The organism is Pseudomonas rustica (assembly GCF_018336155.1).
In the GTDB taxonomy this organism is placed as follows: Bacteria; Pseudomonadota; Gammaproteobacteria; order Pseudomonadales; family Pseudomonadaceae; genus Aquipseudomonas; species Aquipseudomonas rustica.
On sequence record NZ_JAGYHF010000012.1, the window covers coordinates 155652 to 176570 of the forward strand.

The following is a 20919-nucleotide window of genomic DNA, read 5'->3' on the forward strand; positions in this document are numbered from 1 at the left end:
GCAAGAGCCCCTCACCCCAGCCCTCTGGGGCCAACCAAGTTGTCTTGCGTCAAGCGCCGACCTGGATGTGCTGTGTCGATTATGGATTCCCAACCGATCATTCAAGTCGGCGTACTTCCCCAATATCCCCCAATCAGTCCCCTCTCCCTTTGGGAGAGGGCTAGGGTGAGGGCCAACAGACCCCGCAACACTTTTTATCTGTATATCCATACAGATAAAAGTTGCCCCCCAGCGCAACAAAAGCCATCCTGTGCACCTCCAGAACAACGATCAACGATGGTGGTTATGCGGCTGTACCTCTGTGAAAAACCTTCCCAGGCCAAAGACATTGCGGCCGTACTCGGTGCCAAGCGCCGGGGCGACGGCTGCTGGCTGGGGACGGATGTCACAGTGACCTGGTGCATCGGCCATCTGCTGGAAACCGCGCCGCCGGATGCCTACGACGCACGCTATAAACGCTGGGTGCTGGCCGATCTGCCGATCATTCCGGAAAAATGGAAGATGACCGTCAAGCCGCGCACCGCGAGCCAGTACAAAGCGGTGAAGCGTCTGCTCGGCGAGGCCAGCGAGCTGATCATCGCCACCGATGCCGACCGTGAGGGCGAAATGATCGCCCGCGAACTGGTCGAGCACTGCCGCTATCGCGGGCCGATTCGGCGCTTGTGGCTGTCGGCGCTGGACGAAGCATCGATCCGCAAGGCGCTCGCCGCGCTGAAACCGGGTGCCGAAACCTTCAGCCTGTATCACTCGGCGCTGGGGCGATCGCGGGCAGATTGGCTGATCGGCATGAACATGAGTCGGCTGTTCACGCTGCTGGGGCGTCAGTCGGGTTATCAAGGCGTATTGCCGGTGGGCCGCGTGCAGACACCGACCCTGCGTCTGGTGGTGGATCGCGACCGCAGCATCGCCGATTTTGTGCCGGTGCCGTTCTGGGCGATCGACGTGGATCTGCTGCACAACGGCACGCCGTTCACTGCGCAGTGGCGGGCGCCGTCGGATGCTTGTGATGATCAGGATCGTTGCCTCAATCAAGCGTTGGCCCAGCAAGCGGCGGCGGCCATCGGCAATGCGGCGACTGCCCGAGTGGTCAAACTGCGCACCGAACGTATGCGCGAAGTGGCCCCCCTGCCCTTCGATCTCGGCACGTTGCAGGAAGTCTGCTCGAAGAAACTCGGCCTCGGCGCGCAGGAAACCCTCGACATCGCCCAGGCACTCTACGAAACCTACAAAGTCGTCACCTACCCGCGCAGTGATTGCGGTTACCTGCCGCTGAGTCAGCACAGCGAGGCGCCGGGGATTCTTGCGGCGTTACGCCAGGCCGACCCGAGCCTTGAAGCGTTGAACGGCTTTCTCGAGCCTCAGCGCAAGTCGCGGGCGTGGAACGACGCCAAGGTCAGCGCTCACCACGGCATCATTCCCACAGCAGCAGCGAAGAACCTTGAGCGCCTGACCGGCAAACATCGCGCGGTCTACACGTTGATTCGCGCGCGCTATCTGGCGCAGTTCCTGCCCAACCACGAATACGATCGCACTCAGGCCGACTTCGATTGCGCCGGTGAAGCGCTGCGCGCGGTGGGCAAGCAGATCATTGAGCCGGGCTGGAAACGCGCACTGCCCGAAGCACTCGCACCGGCCAAGGGACGTGAGGCGCCAGCACCGCAAACGCTTCCAGCGCTGAGCCAAGGTGTTGAGTGCGCGGTGGCCGATGTGAAATTCAAGGATCTGTGGACGCAGCCGCCCAAGCCTTACACCGAGGGCGATCTGATCAAGGCGATGAAGAACGTCGCCAAACTGGTGGAAGATCCGCTGCTCAAGCAGAAACTCAAGGACACCACCGGGATTGGCACCGAGGCTACTCGCGCGTCGATCATTCAAGGATTGCTCGATCGTGGTTATCTGGTGAAGAACGGCAAGGCGCTGGCCGCCACACCCGCCGCGTTCAGCCTGATCGACGCCGTGCCCCGCGCGATTGCCGACCCCGGCACCACGGCGATCTGGGAACAGGCGCTGGACATGGTGCAAAGCGGCGAGATGAGTCTGGAAGAATTCGTCACCAAACAAGCGGCGTGGATGAGCAAGCAAGTGACACGCTGCTCCGCGCTGAGCCTGACCATCAGCGGCCCACCGCCGACCGGCAAAGCGGCGACACCGTGGAAGAAAAAGCGCAAATCCACCCGCAGCCCGGCCAAGCGCACAGCCAAATAATTCTGATTGTTGCAACCTTGTGACGAGGGGATTTATCCCCGCTGGAGTGCGCAGCAGTCCCCTGCTTTTTAAGAGTCAAAAGAGGGGTTGCTGCGCAACCCAACGAGGATAAATCCCCTCGCCACAGAGTACAGAGTCCACACTGGGGGAATGCCATTGCGGAGCCGACGCCATGCCCATCATCACCCTGCACCCCGCCCAACGCGACGACCTCGACACCGTCAACAATCTCATGCAGTTCTATCTGCACGATCTCAGCGAATGGCTCCCGCTAAAACTAGCCCACCACGGCTTTTTCCCCAACCAACTCGAAGAAAGCTACTGGCGCCACTCTGCCACCCAACCCTTCCTGATCCACGTCGACGACGAACTCGCCGGTTTCATCATCGTCGACAACCAGACCCACCTCCCCGACACCGAATACAACATCAGCTATTTCTTCCTCGCCCGACGCTGGCGTGGCCAAGGTGTCGCCCAGTTTGTCGTCTCCACCCTCTTGAGCCGGATCCCCGGGCAATGGCAAATTTTCCATATAGACGCCAATCTGCCCGCAAAACGCTTATGGGCCGGGCTCATCCCTCGATTGAGCGGTGGCGAATTCACCCGGCAGCAGCGCGAAGTGGACGGTTACCCTTGCACCTTTTACGTCCTGCACGCACCTTTTTCCGTTGCTTGAACGGATCCTTTCTCATTCCAAAACAGCTTTGTCCGACAATATGTAGTGAGCAAAAATAATCACTACATAACTGTTGACGGCGTCGTTTTGCTTTTGCATGATGAAGACGTTCCCCGATCGGGAACATCGGTAACACGCTTGAGCAAACTCGTCTGACCGCCGAGTTGTTTTTTCCGGATACACGCTGCCCACAAGGCAGATTGAAGAAGCTGACCTGGCCTGAACGTCCAGTACAAGGACGAGAAGCGCTGGCGAAAATTCTCAAGACGCTTGTGGTCGACGCTGCACAGGTCGGCAAGGAGCCTCCCGGTTTTCGCTGCTTCTCCTCGTTGTGACGCTATTGCGTAGCAGTTATTCAACACGACTACATGCAACAGATGCACGACCCCGTATTTCAACGGGCGAGCGCTGACGTCCTGGTTTCGGTGCCAGGGATCAACTAACCGATGGGCTACCTGTATTAGCGAATCAACTTTGAAAGATAACCAGACTGGTCAAGGGGCAACAATATGAATCTGAACAATCAACCTACTATCGAAGAGCTGGCTCGTATGTTCGCTGCGCAAAAAGACAGCCACGACAGCCACATTCTGTGGATCAGCAAATCGGGTCAGGTGCATATCGACTGCCTGGCGCCGCACGCTGGTGAAGACGAGTTCGACCAGAACAACCAGAACCTGCTGGCCCGCCTGAAGATGTACCGCCGCGGCCACGGCTATGTCGGCAAGAAAGCCGCGGCCGATCGGGACTTCATCGGTAATGTTCTGCAAACGCTGAAACAGGCGTGGGACTCGATGCAGAACAAGAACGAAGTTCGGGTGATTGATCGGTTCTGCTGATTCACTACTTTAATAATTGAAAGGGCCTGCTTCCTTATAAAGAAGCGGGCCCTTTTTTGTTCGCTTTATTGATATGGCTTGACTGGAATTGTAGCCCCTCACCCCAGCCCTCTCCCGAGGGAGAGGGAGCCGATTTGTGGTGCTTTCAAAATATGAGTTCGGCACAGCATTTTCAGGTCGGCGTAACTTGCACAAACACCTTGGTCAGTCCCCTCTCCCGCCGGGAGAGGGTTAGGGTGAGGGCATCTCCCGCTCCAACACCATTTCAACAAACGCCACCGCCGCCGCACTGTGATAATTATTCCGTCGCCGCAACAACGCCGCGCCCCGCTGCGGCGCCTCACTCGCCACCCGCAACCGGCGTAGCGCTCGATCCTCCGTGGCAATCGCCTCCGGCAACATCGTCGCCATCGGCGAATGCCGAACCACTTCCAGCAACGTACTCACCGAGTTCACCTCGATCCGCACTTGGGGCGTAATCCCGTGCTGACGAAAATACTCATCCACCGATAACCGCGTGATGAAGTCCGACGCCAGCAACGCGAAATCCAGCTGCGCAATGTCATCCGGCGCCAGCACCGCAGTGCTCTCATACAGCGGATGCTCACGCCCGACCATAACCCCCAACGTCTCAGTAAATGCCGGAATACACTCGATATCCGGACTGCGCACCGGCGTAAATGCAATCGCAATGTCCAGCGAGTCATCCGCCAATCCCGCCTCGATGTCGTCCATCGACAATTCGAAAATTTGCAGATGAATCCCCGGATACCGCGCCGTAAAGTCGCGCACCAACGGCCCGACCAGATACGCCATAAACGTCGGCGTCATCGCCAGGCGCAAGCTACCGCGCGACAGATCCTTCACGTCATGCAACGCGCGCTGCCCTGCCTCCAGCTCAACCAACACTCGCCGCGCGCATTCGATGTAAGCCTCGCCGGCATCGGTGGGTTTGACTGTGCGCGACGTCCGATCAAACAGCGTCACGCCAAGGGTTTCTTCCAACTGGCGGATTTGCTGCGACAACGTCGGCTGCGACACGTGCAGCGACTCGGCCGCACGGGTAAAGCCGCCGTGATCGGCAACGGCCAGCAGGTATCGCAAATGTCGCAGCAGCATGGGGCACACCATCTATAGGCAGGGCTTATGCGAAGCATTGTATATCGGTCTTGGACGCTATGGATCAATCGGCAGAAGATTGCTCCCACACAGCAAGCCAACCCTGAAAGGAGTGACACCATGCAACAGTCCCACGCCTACAACGACGCAAGCCTGGCCCTGACCACTCGCATTCTCGACATCAAGGCGCGCAAAAATCTCTCATGGCAGGATCTTGCCGACGGCACTGGCCTGAGCCTGGCCTACGTCACCGCTGCCCTGCTCGGCCAACATCCGCTACCGGAAAATGCTGCTCAGGTCGTCGGCGACAAACTGGAACTGGACGCCGATGCGATTGCATCGCTGCAAATCATTCCGCTGCGTGGCAGCCTCAGCGGCGTGCCGACCGACCCGACCATCTACCGTTTCCACGAGATGATTCAGATCTACGGCACCACTCTGAAAGCACTGGTTCACGAGCAGTTCGGCGATGGCATCATCAGCGCAATCAACTTCAAACTCGACATCAAAAAAGTCGAAGACCCGGAAGGCGGTTCTCGCGCCGTGGTTACCCTCGACGGCAAATTCCTGCCGCTGCGTCCGTTCTGATCTGCCCCGGCCCGCACCCCGCGTGCGGGCCATCCGATCGCCCCTGAAGAGGACACGCACATGAAAGCCCTGATCGACGGTTTCTTGAAATTCCAGCACGAAGCCTTTCCGCAACGCAGCGAACTGTTCAAACACTTGGCGACAACCCAACAGCCCGGCACCTTGTTCATCACCTGTTCCGACAGCCGAGTCGTGCCGGAATTGCTGACCCAGCAAGAGCCCGGCGAGCTGTTTGTGATCCGTAACGCCGGCAATATCGTGCCGTCCTACAGCCCGCATCCGGGCGGGGTTTCGGCCACGGTGGAATACGCGGTTGCCGTGCTCGGTGTGACCGACATTGTGATTTGCGGGCATTCGGATTGCGGCGCGATGACCGCGATCGCCCAGTGCAAATGCATGGATCACCTGCCGGCCGTCAGCGGTTGGCTGCAGCATGCCGAGTCGGCGAAAGTGGTGAATGAAGCGCGAGCGCATGCCAGTGATGCGGCGAAGTTGAGTTCGATGGTGCGCGAAAATGTCATCGCGCAACTGGCGAATATTCAGACGCATCCGAGCGTGCGCCTGGCCCAGGAGAAAGGCCTGCTGAATCTGCATGGCTGGGTGTACGACATCGAGACGGGATCGATCGATGCGCTGTCGTCGGATCGGCGCACGTTTGTGCCGTTGGCGGAACAGCCGGCGACGTGTGCGGTTTACGCAAACAGCGCTGACGCAGCCTGAAACACCCCTGTAGGAGCTGCCGAAGGCTGCGATCTTTTGATCTTGATCTTAAAAAACAAGATCAAAAGATCGCAGCCTTCGGCAGCTCCTACAGGAAGCGAATCGTGTCGATGGGGGTTAGCGTTTTACGCTGAGGTCGATTTGGCTCATGCGGCTGCGCACCGTGAACACGCCATCCCCCGAAAGAATCGCGCTGCGCGCAAACAAGCGCCCACTCTCCCAGTTCGAAAGCCCCAGCTCCGGCTTGTTCAGCGCGTACTGCCCATCGACCCAACGGGTGATGCCATTGCCCACAAACGGCGCATTCACCGCGTTGTAAAAACGCTCTTGAACCGCCGCATCTTCACTGATCAACGACACCGTGAACTGCGGGCTATAGCGGTTGAACAGCGCAATTGCCTGATCCAGATCGTCAACGATCATCAGGCTGACTTCCGGGGTTTCTTCCCACTCCCACTCGCGGCCCAATGCCGATTGCGCCAGCGGTTCAGCCAAGGCTTCAGTCTGATAACCCTCGGCGCGATACACCTCGACCGTCGCGTTCTGCCATTCACTCGGCAGGCAACTGTCACTGCCCTCGACGATGTGCAATTTGCAGCCCTGACCGCGTGCGGTGCCGGCCTGCTGCAACGCATCGAGGAACAGCGGCACCAATTCTGCCGCACGCTCACGCTGGATCAGGCAGACGTTCAGCGTGTTGCACACTTTGCGATCCAGCGAATTCCGCACCACCGCGGCGAAGCGTTTGGCATCGGCGTGACGATCGGCAATCAGCCACGCCCCGCCCGTACCGTGCAGGCTGACGGCGGTGCCGGCCTGCTGGGCGATGCTGCCCAATTGACTCACCGCACGGCCCGAGCCGCGCGCCACGGCCAGCGACAAACGCCGATCGGCAAACATCGCCCAACCGGCGGCGTGGTTGACGCTTTCCACCAACGACACCGCACCGGCCGGCAAACCTGCCTCGGCCAGCGCTGGATTCAAGGCGTGGGTGACGATGGCTTGCGCGGTGCCCAAGGCATCGCTGCCAATGCGCAGCACGGCGGTGTTGCCGGTGCGCAATACGCCGGCTGCGTCGGCGAACACGTTCGGTCGACCTTCAAAGACAAATGCGACGATGCCCAGCGGTGAGACCACTTGCTCAACTTTCCAGCCATCGTGCTCGACGCTGCTGATGACTTTGCCGCGCGTCGCGGCGGCATCACGCCAGGCGCGCAGGCCGGCGATCATGTCGCGGCGCATGCGCTCATCGGCGAGCAATCGGGTGGTGGAACGGCCGCGGGACTTGGCACGTTCGATGTCGGCCAGGTTCGCCGCTTCGATCTGCGCCCAGCACTCTGCGGTTTCCAGACGCTGTGCGAACAGGTCGAAAAACTGGCTGATGGCTTCATCAGAGACTGCCGACAACGCAATGAAAGCCGAGGCCGCGCGTTCGATCGCCACCGAGGCGGCTTGTTGATCGACCACGGGAATCAGCAGCAACTCGCCACTCACCTGCTCGACCAGCAGGTGGTCTCCGGGCTGAAACCGCGCGGCCAGTTCGGGGCTGACCACGGTGACGCGGTTGCCAGCGAAAGGGATCGGGGTGCCAGCGACGAGACGTTCGAGTGCAAGAGACATGAAGCGGATTCACCATGCAGGGAGCGGCCGGAAAATGTATAGGAACACCCTCCCCGCAGGCAACACAAAACCCTTGTAGGAGCAGAGCTTGCTCGCGAAGACGGCTTATCAGGCAACGGGTTTGTTGAATGTCAGGACGCTTTCGCGAGCAAGCTTTGCTCCTACAGATTGAGGTGTTTGGGTTAGAACACTGACCAGCCAATTCTGGCGCTTAGCATCTCCAGCGCCGCCATCCCCGCCAGCGAGTTACCCGCAGCATTCAGCTCCGGCGACCACACGCACACCGTGAATTGCCCCGGCACCACCGCGACAATCCCGCCACCGACGCCGCTCTTGCCCGGCAAACCCACGCGATAAGCAAAATTGCCCGCCTCGTCATACAGCCCACTGGTGGCCATGATCGAGTTGACCTGCTGAGTCTGTCGCCGCGCGAGAATCTGCTCGCCGCTGTGTTTGCAAAAACCGTCGTTGGCCAAAAAGCAAAACGCCCGAGCCAGATCGATGCAGTTCATCCGCAGTGCGCAGTGGCTGAAGTAACTGCGCAGCACTGCTTCAACGTCGTTGTGAAAGTTGCCGAACGATTGCATCAGATACGCCATCGCCGCATTGCGCGCGCGGTGCTGGTATTCGGACTCGGCGACTTTGCCGTCGATCATGATCTGCGGGTTGCCCGACAGGCGCCGCACGAAATCACGCATCGACAGGGTCGGCGCGGCGAAGCGCGACTGGTTGATGTCGCAGATCACCAACGCACCAGCATTGATGAACGGATTGCGTGGTCGGCCGCGTTCGAACTCCAGCTGCACCAGCGAGTTGAACGGCTGGCCTGACGGCTCATGACCCAGACGTTCCCAGATCGCTTCGCCGGAATGTTCGATGGCCTGCACCAGGCTGAACACCTTGGAAATACTCTGCACCGAGAACGGCGTGTCGGCGTCGCCGGCGCAGTACATTTCGCCGTCATTGCCGTACACAGCGATGCCCAATTGATTGGCCGGCACAGTGCCGAGGGCGGGGATGTAGTCAGCCACCTTGCCCTGTCCGATCAGAGGACGGACAGCGTCAAGGATCTCGTTCAACAGCGCTTGCATGCCGGGTTCCGAAGTCTCGCCCCATGGGATTGCGGGGACACTGGGGCTAGACGTTGCGCGGGCAAATCAGATCACACCTCACTGACACCCTGATGAACAAAATGTGGGAGCGGGCTTGCTCGCGAAGGCGGTGTGTCAGCCACATCAGTGCAATGTGTGCCGACGCCTTCGCGAGCAAGCCCGCTCCCACAGGGGATTGGGGGATGGCTGGGGAGTCAGTGTGCGCGGTCGAGGCCGGCGAGCAAGGCGCTGTCGCGGCTGTAGATGTCTGGCGCATAGCGCACGTGGCCGTCGCTGCCGACTTGCGCCGTCCAGTAGGTCATCAGGATCGGCACCGGCGCAGATAGACGAAATTCGTGAGTCGTCCCGGTCGCCAACAGCGTTTCGGTGCGGGCCTTTTCCGACGGGCTCAGCAACAAATCCCGCAGCTGCATTGGGTGCTCGACCCGCACGCAACCTGAGCTGAACGCACGCGGCCCCTTGTCGAACAGCGCCTTGCTCGGCGTGTCATGCAGATACACCGAGAACGGATTGGGAAAACGAATGACCATCTGCCCCAGCGGATTGCGCGGGCCGGCGTCCTGACGCAAAAGGATGTTGCCGGGATTGTCCCAGTCGACATCCGCCGCAGCCAAAGGCTGGCCGTTGGCATCGAGCACTTGCAGATTCTGGCGGCTGAGGAAAGTCTGATCCTTGCGGATCGCCGGCAGTTTGTCTTCTTTCCAGATGGTCGGCGGCACCGTCCAGGTCGGGTTGAGGGTCAGGCGCGTGACGCGGGATTTCAGCAGCGGCGTCTGCCGCTCGGCGCGTCCGACCTGGGTGCGGGTCTGCCACACCGGTTGGCCGCCCTGATACAAAGTCAGTTCAGCAGCGGCGACGTTGACCAGCAACCCATCCGGTTCCATGTCCTGCGCCATCCAGCGGAAACGTTCGAGGTTGACCCGCAGCTGTTCGCGGCGAGTCAGCGGGCTGATGTTGAGTTCGGCAATCGTCCCCGGCCCGACCACGCCGTCGGCCTGCAACGAATGGTTGGCCTGAAAACTTTTCACCGCCTCGACCAGCACGCCCTCGTAAGCGTTGCCGGGCGTGCTGCCGGCGTGGGCCAGATAGCCTTCGCTGTACAGACGCTGCGCCAGTTCCGGCACGCGTTTGTCTTCCATGTCCGGACGCAGCAACGGGCCATTGCCGACCGATTGCCACTGCGGCAAGGCCTTGAGACGTTGTGCGGCGTAGAGGTGACGCAGGCTCTGATACTGCGCGAGGTGTGGACGCGCGCGATCGAAGGCGCCGGGAATGTCCTGCATGCCCGGCACGGCAATCGCCAACAATTCCGCCTGACGGTCACGCGGGGTGTCATCGGCATGCCACAGCGGCTCGAAGTGCGACTGCAACAGGCTGCCGTAATGCAGATCCTGCAGGGCTTGCAGGTAGTAGCGGCTGATGTCGATGTCGGCGCAGAGTTCGCCATCCTGCGGAGGAATGCTCGCTACTGGGTAGCGTTTTGGATTCAGGCCATCGTCGGCCAACAGCGGCAATTGCGCTTGTAAAGCCTGCAAACGTCCGGATTCACTGGCCCACACTGGCATCCAGTCCTGCTGTTCATAGAACGCCTGCAACTGGGTCAACGCCGCCACGCTCAGACGCGCGGCAATCGCCGGACAGGCCTGCGGCAGACTGATCAAAACAGCCTGCAACGGACTCTGCGGTTCGACCGGCAACTCGGCCGGTGGCGTCGGCAGCGTCTGCAAGGGCGGCAGCGGCTCATCGGCACAAGCGACAAACGGCGCAGCGAGCAAACAAATGCTCAAGTAGCATGCGTACTTTTTGAACAACTGCTTTACTCCAATCCATGGCCGTCCAGATGACGGTCAACCTTACATCAGGTGTGCTGAACAGTCAGGCTCGATCTTCGGGCGTGGCGGTTATGACTGGGAGTCAGGAGCCAAAGTGCCAAATGAGTAGCAAGTGAGGACACTTTATAAATGTTGACGTTTTTGCGCCGACTTCTGCTGTCCACCGCGACCCTTGTCGCTGTGACCAGTCCAGTTTTTGCCGCCGGCAAACCATCGCCGGTTCTCTACAACAGCCTCGCCCACGCCGCGCCAGAACTCAATCCCCAGGCGCTGAAAGGTGCATTAAGCGCCATGCAATGCGCGGTCAATAATGGGGCGAAGCCGTCCCGCCACCTGGCCGTCATCGATTATTCGCAACCGTCCACAGAACGCCGCTTGTGGATTTTCGACCTGAGCAAACAGAAGTTGGTTCTACGCGATTTGGTGGCGCACGGTTCCAACTCCGGCGAAAACTTCGCCACGCAGTTTTCCAACCGTGAAGGCAGTTACCAATCCAGCCTCGGTCTGTTCCGCACCCAGGAAAGTTACAGCGGCGCCCACGGTTATTCGTTGCGCATGGACGGTCTGGAACCGGGCTTCAATGACATGGCCCGCGATCGCGCGATCGTCATTCACGCCGCCAGTTATGTGAATCCGTTGTGGAGCAAGAAACAGGGACGCATCGGCCGCAGCCAGGGTTGCCCGGCGGTTCGGCCGCAGATTGCCAAGCAAGTGATTGATCGACTGAAGGATGGCCAGTTCATGTTTTCCTGGTACCCGGATCAGCGCTGGCTGAAATCCTCGCCGTACCTCAACTGCCAGCCGCAGCAGGTGGCGAGCATCCTCAGCACCCACGCGAGCTAACCAACACAAATCCCCCTGTAGGAGCTGCCGAAGGCTGCGATCTCTTGATTTTGACTGTTAAAAACAAGATCAAAAGATCGCAGCCTTCGGCAGCTCCTACAGGGGTGTGTTTCATTACAACTTTGTCATTCAGCTGTCGGTTTGCCGTGCGGATCGCTCGGTAGCCTGATGTTGTCCCGGCGCTAACGCCGATCAACACCAACCACTGAGTGACTGACCATGAAAACCCTCCTGCTCGCCCTTACCACCCTCCTCGCCACCGGCTCCGTGTTCGCCGCGAACATGCCCGACACCGCCGTCATCCATGACAAATCCGCCTTCTACGTCAATCTGGATGTCGACAAAGTACTCTCCAGCACCGATATTTCTCAGGCCTGCGGTGTGGTTCCGGCGCAACTCAACTACCTCGACCATCAGGGCCGCGAACATGTGCTGAACTATGACGTGCAAGGCAGCGGCTGCATCAATGACCATTGAGAGTGATCGATGAATATTCTGGTTGTCGAAGACGAACCCAAGGCCGGCAATTACTTGCTCAACGGCTTGCAGGAACTCGGCTACAGCGTAAGCCTGGCGCGCAACGGCGCCGATGGTTTGCACCTGGCGCTGGAACACAGCTTCGACGTGATCGTGCTCGATGTGATGATGCCGAAAATGGATGGCTGGGAAGTCCTGCGCCGACTGCGCAAGGAGGCCGACACGCCGGTGCTGTTCCTGACTGCCCGCGACGACATCGCCGACCGCGTCAAAGGCCTCGAACTGGGCGCGGACGATTACCTGATCAAACCGTTTTCCTTCGCCGAACTGGTGGCGCGTCTGCGCACCCTGACCCGACGCGGGCCGATTCATGAAGATGAACAACTGCAAGTCGCCGACCTGCAAATCGACGTGCTCAAACGCCGAGTGAGTCGCGGCGGAGTGCGCATCACCCTGACCAATAAAGAGTTCGCCCTGCTGCAACTGTTCGCCACGCACACCGGGCAAGTGCTCGCGCGTTCGCTGATCGCGTCGCGGGTGTGGGACATGAATTTCGACAGCGACACCAACGTGGTCGATGTCGCCGTACGCCGCTTACGGGCGAAAATCGATGACCCGTTCCAGCTCAAGCTGATCCACAGCGTGCGCGGCATCGGCTACCGTTTTGACACGCAGCCATGAGCGCGAAACGTACGTATTCCCTGACCCTGCGCCTGGCGCTGGTGTTCGCCCTGCTCGCCTTTGCGTCGCTGGCCGGGCTCGGCGCGGCGCTGTACAGCGAGCTGGAAGAACAGCTGATTCGCCGCGACGACATTTCGCTGGTCAGCCGCGTCGACCAGTTGCGCACCTTCCTTAACGACAGTAACACCCTCGAGCTGATCAAGAATAAACCGGCGCTGTTCCAGAACATGCTCGGCAACCGCGAGGCACTGCTGACCATCGGCGCGCCGGGTGAACCGCCATTGCTGGTGGTCAATCCGGGCAACCTGACCACGCCGACATTGCCAGCGGTGCCGATCAATCACACGATGACGCTGAACGATGTACAGCATCTGCCGAACGTTAACGGCGTACCGTTTTCGGCGGTGGCGGCTGAGATCGACTCTGGTGAACTGGGCAATCTGCAAGTCAAAACCGGACGCCTGATGAGCGAACGCACGGCGATGCTCGCCAATTATCGTTTGAGTGTTTATGGCCTGGCGACGTTGGCGGCGCTGCTGCTCGCGGTGATTGGTTGTTTGCTGGTGTATCGCGGTTTGCTGCCGTTACGCCGATTGGCCAAGCACGCTCATGGCATCGGTGTCGGCAATCTCGGCGAACGCCTCGACAGCCAGGGCGCGCCTCGGGAATTGCTGCCGATGATCGATGCGTTCAACGCCATGCTCGATCGCCTCGCCAAAGGTTTTGCGCAGTTGAGTCAGGTGTCCACCGACATGGCTCACGAACTGCGTACGCCGATCAATAACCTGCTCGGCGAAACCCAGGTCGCCCTGCATCAGAACCGCAGCATCGAAGCCTATCAACAGTTGCTCGCCTCCAATGTCGAAGAGCTGGAACGGCTGACGCGGATGCTCGACAACATGCTGTTTCTTGCGCGCACTGATCCGGCGAGTGCGCTGAGCCAGCGTCAGGAACTGGATGCGGCGGACGAGATGCAGCGCATTGCTGATTATTTTGAAGGGTTGGCGGCGGATGTGGGCGTGTGCATTGAGGCGCGTGGCAGCGGTGTGATCTGGGCGGAGCCAATGTTATTGCGGCGTGCGCTGGCGAACCTTTGCGCGAATGCGATCAAGTACGGTGCAGCGGATTCGACAGTGCAGGTTGAAGCGATCGCTGAGCCTGAGGGCAGTTATCTGCGGGTGCGCAACCACGGCGCGACCATTGCGCCTGAGCATCTGGCGCGGTTGTTTGAGCGCTTTTATCGCGTGGATCAGTCGCGCGAGCGTTCGGCACAATCGAATGGTTTGGGCCTGTCGATTGTTGCGACGATCATGCAGTTGCATCAGGGCCGGTACAGCGCCAGCAGTGCGGATGGCGTGACCTGTTTCGAACTGTTCTTCCCCGCCCGCCAAACCCGAGACTAACGATCACCGCCATTCCCCTGTGGGAGCGGGCTTGCTCGCGAAGGCGGCGTGTCAGTCAGCACAGTGTTGCCTGATTCACCGCTTTCGCGAGCAAGCCCGCTCCCACAGTTGAACTGCGTTCGGCTTATGATCAATGCCATGAACGCTATTGCCGTGGCTACCGCGAAGGTGGTGTGTAAACCACTGGCAATTGCTGCTGCCGGCGCCTCCGTCGGATCCCCCGCCGCCAGTGCAAACACCGCGCCCATCACCGCCGCCCCGGTGATCAAGCCCAGATTACGCGCCAGCCCCAGCAACGCCGAGACCACTCCGCGCTGATCCTGACTTACGCCGGCCATCAACCCGGTGTTATTGGCTGCCTGAAACAACGCATAGCTGACCGCAACCATCGCAATCGGCAACACGTACGCAAACACGCCAAGGCTCATCGGCAACGACGCCAACAAGCCACAACCACAAGCCAAGCCCAGCAACGCACCCGGCACGATCCGGCGCGCGCCAAAGCGATCCACCAGACGCCCGGCCGGCACACCGCCAAACGCCGCCAACAACGGCCCGATCGACAACACCAATCCGACCGTGGCGCTGCTCAAACCCAAACCTCGGCTCAAGTAAAACGGCCCAAACACCAATGTGGTCATCATCACGGTAGTCACCAATAACGTCAGCAAGAGGCTGCTGCTCAATCGCCGGTCGGCAAACAGCGACAAGCGAATCAAAGGCACTTTGACTCTCATCTCGATAAAAACAAACAGCCCCGCACCGCACGCGCTGACCAGCAACAACGGCAGGGCAAGGCCTGTCAGCGTCATCGCCAGCGCATAAGCTGCCAGCGTCAACACCAGCACCCCGGTGCCGAAATAATCAAAGGCAACCCGTGTGCTGATCGCTCGATCTGCCGGCAGATAGCGGTACACCAGCCACGCATTAAGCAAACCCAGCGGTACGTTGAGCAGAAAAATCGAATGCCAACCGAGATGCGCCATCAACAACCCGCCCAGCGACGGCCCGAGGGTGGTGCCGGTCGCTGACATGGTCGCCAACAAACCCATCGCACTGCCCGCGCGCGACTTCGGCACCGCATCGGCCACCAGCGCGACGGTCAAGGCAAACATGATCGCCGCGCCAACGCCTTGCACCGCTCGCGCGCCGATCAGCCAACCCAGTCCCGGTGCCAACGCACAACACAACGAGGCCGCGGTGAAAACGCCGATGCCGATCAACAGCAATCGGCGCCGACCGATGCCGTCGCCCAGCCGCCCGACGCTGACAATCAGCGTGGTGACTGTCAGCAGGTAAGCCAGAACGATCCACTGCACCTGTTGGAACGTCGCATCAAACGCCGCCGCCAGCATCGGTAAGCCGGCATTGGCAATGCTGGTGTCCAGCGACGGCATCAACATCGACAGGGCCAGACTGGTCAACGCCCAGCGGGCTGAAGTGTTCAGGGGTTCTCGGGGCATCGTGCGTTCACTTGGCAGAGGTGATGCTGCATAGCCTGAGCCTCGACAATACAAGGCACAAGACGCATGCTTTGCACTCGATACCTGCATGGAACGCCATGTCATGTCCGCACCCGATCTGAACCTGTTGATCACCCTCGACGTGCTGCTGCGTGAAGGCAGCGTCGCCCGCGCGGCCAAGTGCCTGCGATTGAGTCCTTCGGCGATGAGTCGCGCCCTGGCCCGTCTGCGCGAGACCACCGGCGATCCGCTGCTGGTGCGGGCCGGTCGCGGTCTGGTGCCGACGCCGCGTGCGTTGGAATTACGCGAACGCGTCAGTCATCTGGTGCAGGAAGCCGAGGCGGTTTTGCGCCCTGCCGAGGTGCTCGACCCAAGCCGTTTACAACGCACCTTTACCCTGCGCAACACCGACGGTTTTGTCGAAACCTTCGCCGCCGCCCTGCTCGCACGCATCGTTGAAGAAGCGCCCGGCGTGCGCCTGCGCTTTGTGCAGAAGGCCGACAAGGACAGCACGCCGCTGCGCGAGGGCCGCGTCGATCTTGAAACCGGCGTGATCGACGACAGCACCGACCCGACGCTGCACAGCCGCATTCTGTTTCAGGATCACTGGATCGGTGTGGTGCGTGAGGGGCATCCCTTGAGTTCGGGAAAAGTCAGCAGCAAGCGTTTTGCCGGTGGCGAGCACATTCTGATCTCACGACGCGGGCGCAGCAGCGGCCCGGTAGACGAAGCGCTGCTCGCGCTCGGGCTGACGCGGGACATCGTCACCTCGTTCGGCGGTTTTTCGGCGGCGCTGACGCTGGTGCGTGAATCGGATTTGATCGCCACTGTCCCGGAGCGCCACACCAGCAAATTGCGCAGCGGCCTGCACAGTTTCGCTCTGCCCTTCGAGATGCCGCCGATCAGCGTCTCAATGCTTTGGCATCCGCGCATGGACGCTGATCCGGCACACCGCTGGTTGCGCGATTGTGTGCGTCAAGTCTGCGCCTAACGCGCGTCGCCACCGGCCGGTTTGTAGAAAAGGAATTTTTTCGTTTCGGCGGTTTTGCGGTATTCCTTGGCCCAGCTCGGGTGGACGTTGCGGTCGTGGAAGTACAGCGCGCCGCGGGTGCGATCCGGGAGTTGCCGGTTGAGCGCTTTGCCGGCGATTTCCTTGGCCAGCGCGTATTCGGAGTCCTCCTTGACCTGATCGGCCTTGCCATCGCACCACCAGGAAAACTGGCAGCTCTTGGTTTCCGATCCTTGTTTGACCACTGCGCATACGGTGTCGGGGAAACCTTCGTGGCCGAGTCGATTCATCACCACGCTGGCCACCGCTTCCATTTCCGGGGTGTCCTTGCCCTTGGCTTCCCAGTAGATACTGCGCGCCAGGCAGGTCAGCGGATCATCCAGCGGTGCAGCGCCGGCTGGGTCGACCGCTTGCGCCTCGGTCGGGGTAATCGCTTCGGCTTTCGGCGCCGGTGCGCTGCTGACTTTGTCCGCCGCTTTCTCCTCCAGCACCTGCGCTTTCTCTTCAGCCTTCGCCTTGATCGGGGCCTGATCGGTGGCCCATGCGGAGCCCGCCAACAGGATGCAAACCAAACAGCCAGCCAAGCCTTTAAATCCCATGTCAGTTCTTCCGGCAGCGCCCGCTAAGGGCAACGTGTTGCGTGGGTGAGACGCCCGGCTCCCGGGGTCTTCGGTGAGTGTAGACGGCAAAACGCCAGACAAAGTTGCGCAGAAAAAACCGTCGAATGAAGAAAAAGACATTGCACCCACCGGGGGCCTTTCGCGCATCATGGGCGCATTCAGCTCAAGGGAGATTTCCATGCGCTTCATGCCATTCGTTTTACGTTGTGCCGCGTTGTCCGCTGGCGTTGTGTTGGCCATCCCGGCGCTGGCCAGCGATGAATCGCAACTGATCGAGTCGATCAACAGCTACCGCAGCCAGCCGCAACGCTGCGGTTCGCAAGCCTCCAATGAGCTGCCGCCGCTGTCGGCCGATCCCCGCTTGCGCCTGCCGGCCAGTGGCGCTGTGGATTTGCAGCAAGCCATGGCCAGCGCCAGTTACCCGATGGTCAATGTGCAGGCGATCACGCTGAATGGCCCGCGCGATGCGGCGTCGGCGATGCAGGCGATTCAGGAGAGTTTTTGTCAGGTGGTGCTCGATCCGCAGTTCGTCGATGTCGGTGTCAGCCGCGCCGATCGCGATTGGCGCATCGTGCTGGCGCGACCGCTGTTGTCGGCCAAACTCGGCGATGCGCAAAGTGAAGGGCAAAAACTGCTGGAGCAACTCAACGTCGCCCGCAGTCAGCCGCGTCAGTGCGGTGGTCAGGCCTTCGCCGCTGCCGCACCGTTGGCCTGGAATGCTGCGCTGGGCACGATTTCCCAGGATCACAGCCGCGACATGGCCAACAACAATTATTTCGACCACAAGGATCGCGACGGCCGCACCCCCGGCGACCGCGCTGAACTGGCCGGTTACAGCGGTCAACTGGTCGGCGAAAACATCGCCGCCGGCCAAGACACCGTGCGCAAAGTCGTCGACGGCTGGATCGCCAGCCCCGGCCACTGCGCCAACCTGATGAACCCACAATACAAAGAACTCGGCGCCGCCTACGCCACCGACCCGAAAAGCAGCGCAGGCATCTACTGGACCGCCATGTTCGGCGCGCAGTAACTCCGCGTCCTCAAACACCGCAAAATCCGTAGGAGCAGAGCTTGCTCGCGAAGGCGTCTATCCAGTCGAAATATGCATTGACTGTATTTACGCCTTCGCGAGCAAGCTCTGCTCCTACAGGGGGTTCAGGGGTCATCAATTTGATCAATCGTGCGGTCATTCAAACTGATTGGACGCGCCTTTCTGGCGCTCTTACTCTGCGCCGCCATTGCAGCCAACTAGACTCATCGGCGTGGCGCTGCACAACCGGCTGATCCGCCACGCCCCCATGCATAACCAGGGCAGAACAGCATGATCGTCCGACCCAAGATTCATCCCATTGCCATCCTGTTCACCCTCAAGGGTTCGATCGCCAAACGCATCGCGTTGCGCGCGCTGATGATCACGCTGTTGGCGTCGGCCATTGTGCTGGTGGAAATCCTCCATCCGAGCTATTTCGCCAGTGTCAGCGCGACGCCGTTTACGCTGCTCGGTTTGTCGCTGTCGATCTTCATGAGTTTTCGCAACAACGCCTGTTATGACCGCTGGTACGAAGCGCGCAAGGCGTGGGGCGAGGTGATCGTGCACATTCGTTCGATCATTCGCGAAACCCACGGCATCCGTGACTCCGCCGAGCGCAAGCCGTTGCTGCTCAATCTGTGTGGCTTCGCCCATGCGCTGAACGCCCGGTTACGTAAAGAAAGCGAAGCGGATGCCAGCAGCCAATGGGTCATGCCCAAGCCCGATCCGCAGACGCCCGACTACAGCGGGCGAATTCTGCAAACAGTTGGCCAGCAGTGTTCCGACTTGCATCAAAACGGTGAGCTGACGGAGTGGCGCTACATGCTGCTCGCCAATCACCTGACCAGCCTGACCCAAGCGCAGGCGGTGTGCGACCGGATCAAAACCACGCCGCTGCCGTTTCCCTACACGCTGTTGCTGCATCGCACGATTTATCTGTTCTGCATCCTGTTGCCCTTCGCCATGGCCGAACCGTTGGGCTGGTTGACGCCACTGTTCACGGCGATTGTCAGCTATACGTTTTTTGGCCTCGACGCGATTGCCGATGAGCTGGAAGACCCCTTTGGCCGCGACGAGAATGATCTGCCAACGGATGCGCTGGTGCGCACGCTGGAGCGCGATATTCTCTGGGAGCTCGGCGCAGAAATGCCGCCGGCGCTTAAGCCTGTGGACTATGTCTTGAGCTGACCCCAAATTTCCCCAAACACCCCAATATAGACGAGCACCACAAAACCCTTGTAGGAGTGAGCCTGCTCGCGAAAGCGGATTGCCAGCCAACATCGTTGTCGCCTGACTTGCCGCGATCGCGAGCAGGCTCACTCCTACTGTTGTGTTTTTTGCAGGGCTTTGAAGAGTTCGCTGTCCGCCAGACGCTGCGCATCGGCCACTTTGCCGGCGGTCGATAAGCCTTTAAACACTTCCGATTGGACGAATACGCCCTCAGATGAGATCGTCGCGCCCTGCACCCTTGGTGCGCTGTACGCATCTGCGTCAATACTCCACCCAGAAATCCCATCGAGCAGGTGCCGTCCTGGACATCAAACAACTCAAATTCCTGATCGCACTGGACGAAACCCGTCACTTCGGTCAGGCCGCCGCCCGCTGCCACATCACTCAGCCGACCCTGTCGATGCGCCTGCGCAATCTCGAAGAGGAGCTGGATCTGGTGCTGGTCAACCGTGGTCAGCGCTTTGAGGGGTTCACCGAGGCTGGCGAGCGCGTACTGGCTTGGGCCCGGACGTTGCTGGCGGCGCATGATGGTTTATTCGCCGAAGCCGCAGCCTGTCGCGGGCAACTGGTCGGCAGTTTGCGCCTCGGCCTGGTGCCGCTGAGCAGCTTCAATCCGGTCGATTATATTCAGCGATTGTCAGGGTCTTATCCCGAGTTGAAGTTCAGCCTGTCCTCGCTCAGCTCCGATGAGATCATCGCCAGTCTGGGCAACAATCAGCTGGACTTGGGCGTGTGCTATCTCGATCACGTCAATCCGGCCTATTTCGAGTTCTTCGAGATCGGTCAAACCCGCGTCGGATTGCTCTACGACAACCGGCATTTCCAGTTCGAAGGCACTCAGATGAGTTGGGAAGAAGCCGCGCAATTGCCGCTGGGCATGATCACCACCGGCATGCATTACCGCAAATCCATCGACCTGAGTTTTCGCAGTCGCGGCTTGAGTCCGCAGCCGATCATGGAGAGTGATTCGACCTATCAGTTGTTACAGGCGATTCACCAGGGTTTCTGCTGCGCAATCATGCCGCTGGACAGCGGAATGGAGGAGCCGATTGAACACCTGTCGTTCATGACCCTGCCGGACGCCAGCGTGCTCGCACCGTTGGGGATGGTGATGCGCAAGACCGAACCGCGTTCGGCGATTGCTGAAAAATGTTTTGCTGAAGCGCGAAAGATGCTTGAGCAAGAGTCGCCGCACTGACAAAGATTGAATGCAAAACTTGTGGTGAGGGGATTTATCCCCGTTGGGTTGCGCAGCAGCCCCAAAAGAATCTGGGCCTGCTTCGCAGTCCAACGGGGATAAATCCCCTCGCCACAGAATCACCTTGCGACTTGAGTGTTCAAGATATTTCACATTGATCGTTTACACGCCCGCGGATTCCCCCTTACTATCCGGGCACACCGGTCGACGGGTCAGCCCCGACACCGACGTTTTCCGCCAACGGAAACACGCGT

At 60.1% G+C, this 20919-nt stretch carries 19 protein-coding genes; 13 read left to right on the forward strand and 6 right to left on the reverse strand.

Annotated features, from left to right (window positions below; genetic code table 11):
* Positions 1-285: 285 nt before the first annotated feature.
* From KFS80_RS22320 to KFS80_RS22330, 3 genes are all read left to right on the forward strand, one after another.
* Positions 286-2205: a DNA topoisomerase III gene (locus KFS80_RS22320; RefSeq protein ID WP_246541977.1), complete on the forward strand. Its 1920-nt coding sequence runs from the start codon at positions 286-288 to the stop codon at positions 2203-2205.
* 172 nt (positions 2206-2377) lie between these two features.
* Positions 2378-2881: a GNAT family N-acetyltransferase gene (locus KFS80_RS22325; protein ID WP_212545944.1), complete on the forward strand. Its 504-nt coding sequence runs from the start codon at positions 2378-2380 to the stop codon at positions 2879-2881.
* A gap of 509 nt (positions 2882-3390) precedes the next feature.
* A complete protein-coding gene (locus KFS80_RS22330; protein WP_212545945.1) occupies positions 3391-3720 on the forward strand; it encodes a hypothetical protein in 330 nt (109 codons plus the stop codon).
* A gap of 231 nt (positions 3721-3951) precedes the next feature.
* Here the strand turns inward: KFS80_RS22330 and cynR are convergent, their stop codons facing one another.
* A complete protein-coding gene (cynR, locus tag KFS80_RS22335; RefSeq protein ID WP_212545946.1) occupies positions 3952-4839 on the reverse strand; it encodes a transcriptional regulator CynR in 888 nt (295 codons plus the stop codon).
* 120 nt (positions 4840-4959) lie between these two features.
* On the opposite strand from cynR, the gene cynS reads away from it, so the two are divergent.
* Both cynS and KFS80_RS22345 read left to right on the forward strand, forming a co-directional pair.
* Positions 4960-5427 (forward strand): cyanase, encoded by a 468-nt coding sequence (gene cynS / locus KFS80_RS22340; protein WP_053121026.1) that lies wholly within the window; start codon positions 4960-4962, stop codon positions 5425-5427.
* Positions 5428-5487: 60 nt separating this feature from the next.
* Positions 5488-6147 carry a carbonic anhydrase gene (locus tag KFS80_RS22345; protein WP_053121028.1) on the forward strand — a complete coding sequence of 220 codons (660 nt, stop codon included), beginning with the start codon at positions 5488-5490 and terminating at the stop codon, positions 6145-6147.
* Between the two features lie 117 nt (positions 6148-6264).
* Here the strand turns inward: KFS80_RS22345 and KFS80_RS22350 are convergent, their stop codons facing one another.
* The 3 genes from KFS80_RS22350 to KFS80_RS22360 all read right to left on the reverse strand — a co-directional run bounded on the left by KFS80_RS22350 (position 6265) and on the right by KFS80_RS22360 (position 10690).
* Positions 6265-7767, reverse strand: a complete 1503-nt coding sequence (locus KFS80_RS22350) for an aldehyde dehydrogenase family protein (RefSeq protein ID WP_212545947.1) — start codon at positions 7765-7767, stop codon at positions 6265-6267.
* A 182-nt stretch (positions 7768-7949) separates the two neighbouring features.
* Positions 7950-8858: a glutaminase B gene (gene glsB, locus KFS80_RS22355; protein ID WP_212545948.1), complete on the reverse strand. Its 909-nt coding sequence runs from the start codon at positions 8856-8858 to the stop codon at positions 7950-7952.
* Positions 8859-9073: 215 nt separating this feature from the next.
* Positions 9074-10690: a L,D-transpeptidase family protein gene (locus KFS80_RS22360; protein WP_212545949.1), complete on the reverse strand. Its 1617-nt coding sequence runs from the start codon at positions 10688-10690 to the stop codon at positions 9074-9076.
* A gap of 150 nt (positions 10691-10840) precedes the next feature.
* Between KFS80_RS22360 and KFS80_RS22365 the strand changes: the two genes are divergently transcribed.
* The 4 genes from KFS80_RS22365 (at position 10841) to KFS80_RS22380 (ending at position 14115) form a co-directional block, all read left to right on the forward strand.
* On the forward strand, positions 10841-11554 hold the full coding sequence (locus KFS80_RS22365; RefSeq protein ID WP_053121034.1) for a murein L,D-transpeptidase catalytic domain family protein: 714 nt from the start codon (positions 10841-10843) through the stop codon (positions 11552-11554).
* 219 nt (positions 11555-11773) lie between these two features.
* Positions 11774-12031 (forward strand): DUF2790 domain-containing protein, encoded by a 258-nt coding sequence (locus tag KFS80_RS22370; RefSeq protein WP_053121035.1) that lies wholly within the window; start codon positions 11774-11776, stop codon positions 12029-12031.
* 9 nt (positions 12032-12040) lie between these two features.
* Positions 12041-12712 carry a heavy metal response regulator transcription factor gene (locus KFS80_RS22375; protein WP_159812423.1) on the forward strand — a complete coding sequence of 224 codons (672 nt, stop codon included), beginning with the start codon at positions 12041-12043 and terminating at the stop codon, positions 12710-12712.
* Positions 12709-14115: a heavy metal sensor histidine kinase gene (locus KFS80_RS22380; protein WP_212545950.1), complete on the forward strand. Its 1407-nt coding sequence runs from the start codon at positions 12709-12711 to the stop codon at positions 14113-14115. The genes KFS80_RS22375 and KFS80_RS22380 overlap by 4 nt, the downstream gene beginning before the upstream one ends.
* Here the strand turns inward: KFS80_RS22380 and KFS80_RS22385 are convergent.
* Positions 14112-15578, reverse strand: coding sequence for an MFS transporter (locus KFS80_RS22385; protein WP_212545951.1), 1467 nt, complete (start codon positions 15576-15578; stop codon positions 14112-14114). The two genes, KFS80_RS22380 and KFS80_RS22385, sit on opposite strands and share 4 nt — an antisense overlap.
* 103 nt (positions 15579-15681) lie before the next feature.
* Here KFS80_RS22385 and KFS80_RS22390 point away from each other — a divergent pair, with 103 nt between their 5' ends.
* Positions 15682-16569, forward strand: a complete 888-nt coding sequence (locus KFS80_RS22390) for a LysR family transcriptional regulator (RefSeq protein WP_212545952.1) — start codon at positions 15682-15684, stop codon at positions 16567-16569.
* On the opposite strand, the gene KFS80_RS22395 is transcribed toward KFS80_RS22390, so the two are convergent.
* The gene (locus KFS80_RS22395) at positions 16566-17186 is read right to left on the reverse strand and encodes a cell wall hydrolase (RefSeq protein WP_212545953.1); all 621 of its coding nucleotides are present in this window, start codon (positions 17184-17186) and stop codon (positions 16566-16568) included. The genes KFS80_RS22390 and KFS80_RS22395 overlap by 4 nt on opposite strands.
* A gap of 208 nt (positions 17187-17394) precedes the next feature.
* Here KFS80_RS22395 and KFS80_RS22400 point away from each other — a divergent pair, with 208 nt between their 5' ends.
* The 3 genes from KFS80_RS22400 to KFS80_RS22410 all read left to right on the forward strand — a co-directional run bounded on the left by KFS80_RS22400 (position 17395) and on the right by KFS80_RS22410 (position 20665).
* Positions 17395-18237 carry a CAP domain-containing protein gene (locus KFS80_RS22400; protein WP_420851067.1) on the forward strand — a complete coding sequence of 281 codons (843 nt, stop codon included), beginning with the start codon at positions 17395-17397 and terminating at the stop codon, positions 18235-18237.
* 291 nt (positions 18238-18528) lie between these two features.
* Positions 18529-19425 (forward strand): bestrophin family protein, encoded by an 897-nt coding sequence (locus KFS80_RS22405; RefSeq protein WP_212545955.1) that lies wholly within the window; start codon positions 18529-18531, stop codon positions 19423-19425.
* Between the two features lie 343 nt (positions 19426-19768).
* Positions 19769-20665, forward strand: coding sequence for a LysR family transcriptional regulator (locus KFS80_RS22410; RefSeq protein ID WP_212545995.1), 897 nt, complete (start codon positions 19769-19771; stop codon positions 20663-20665).
* Positions 20666-20919 lie beyond the last annotated feature (254 nt).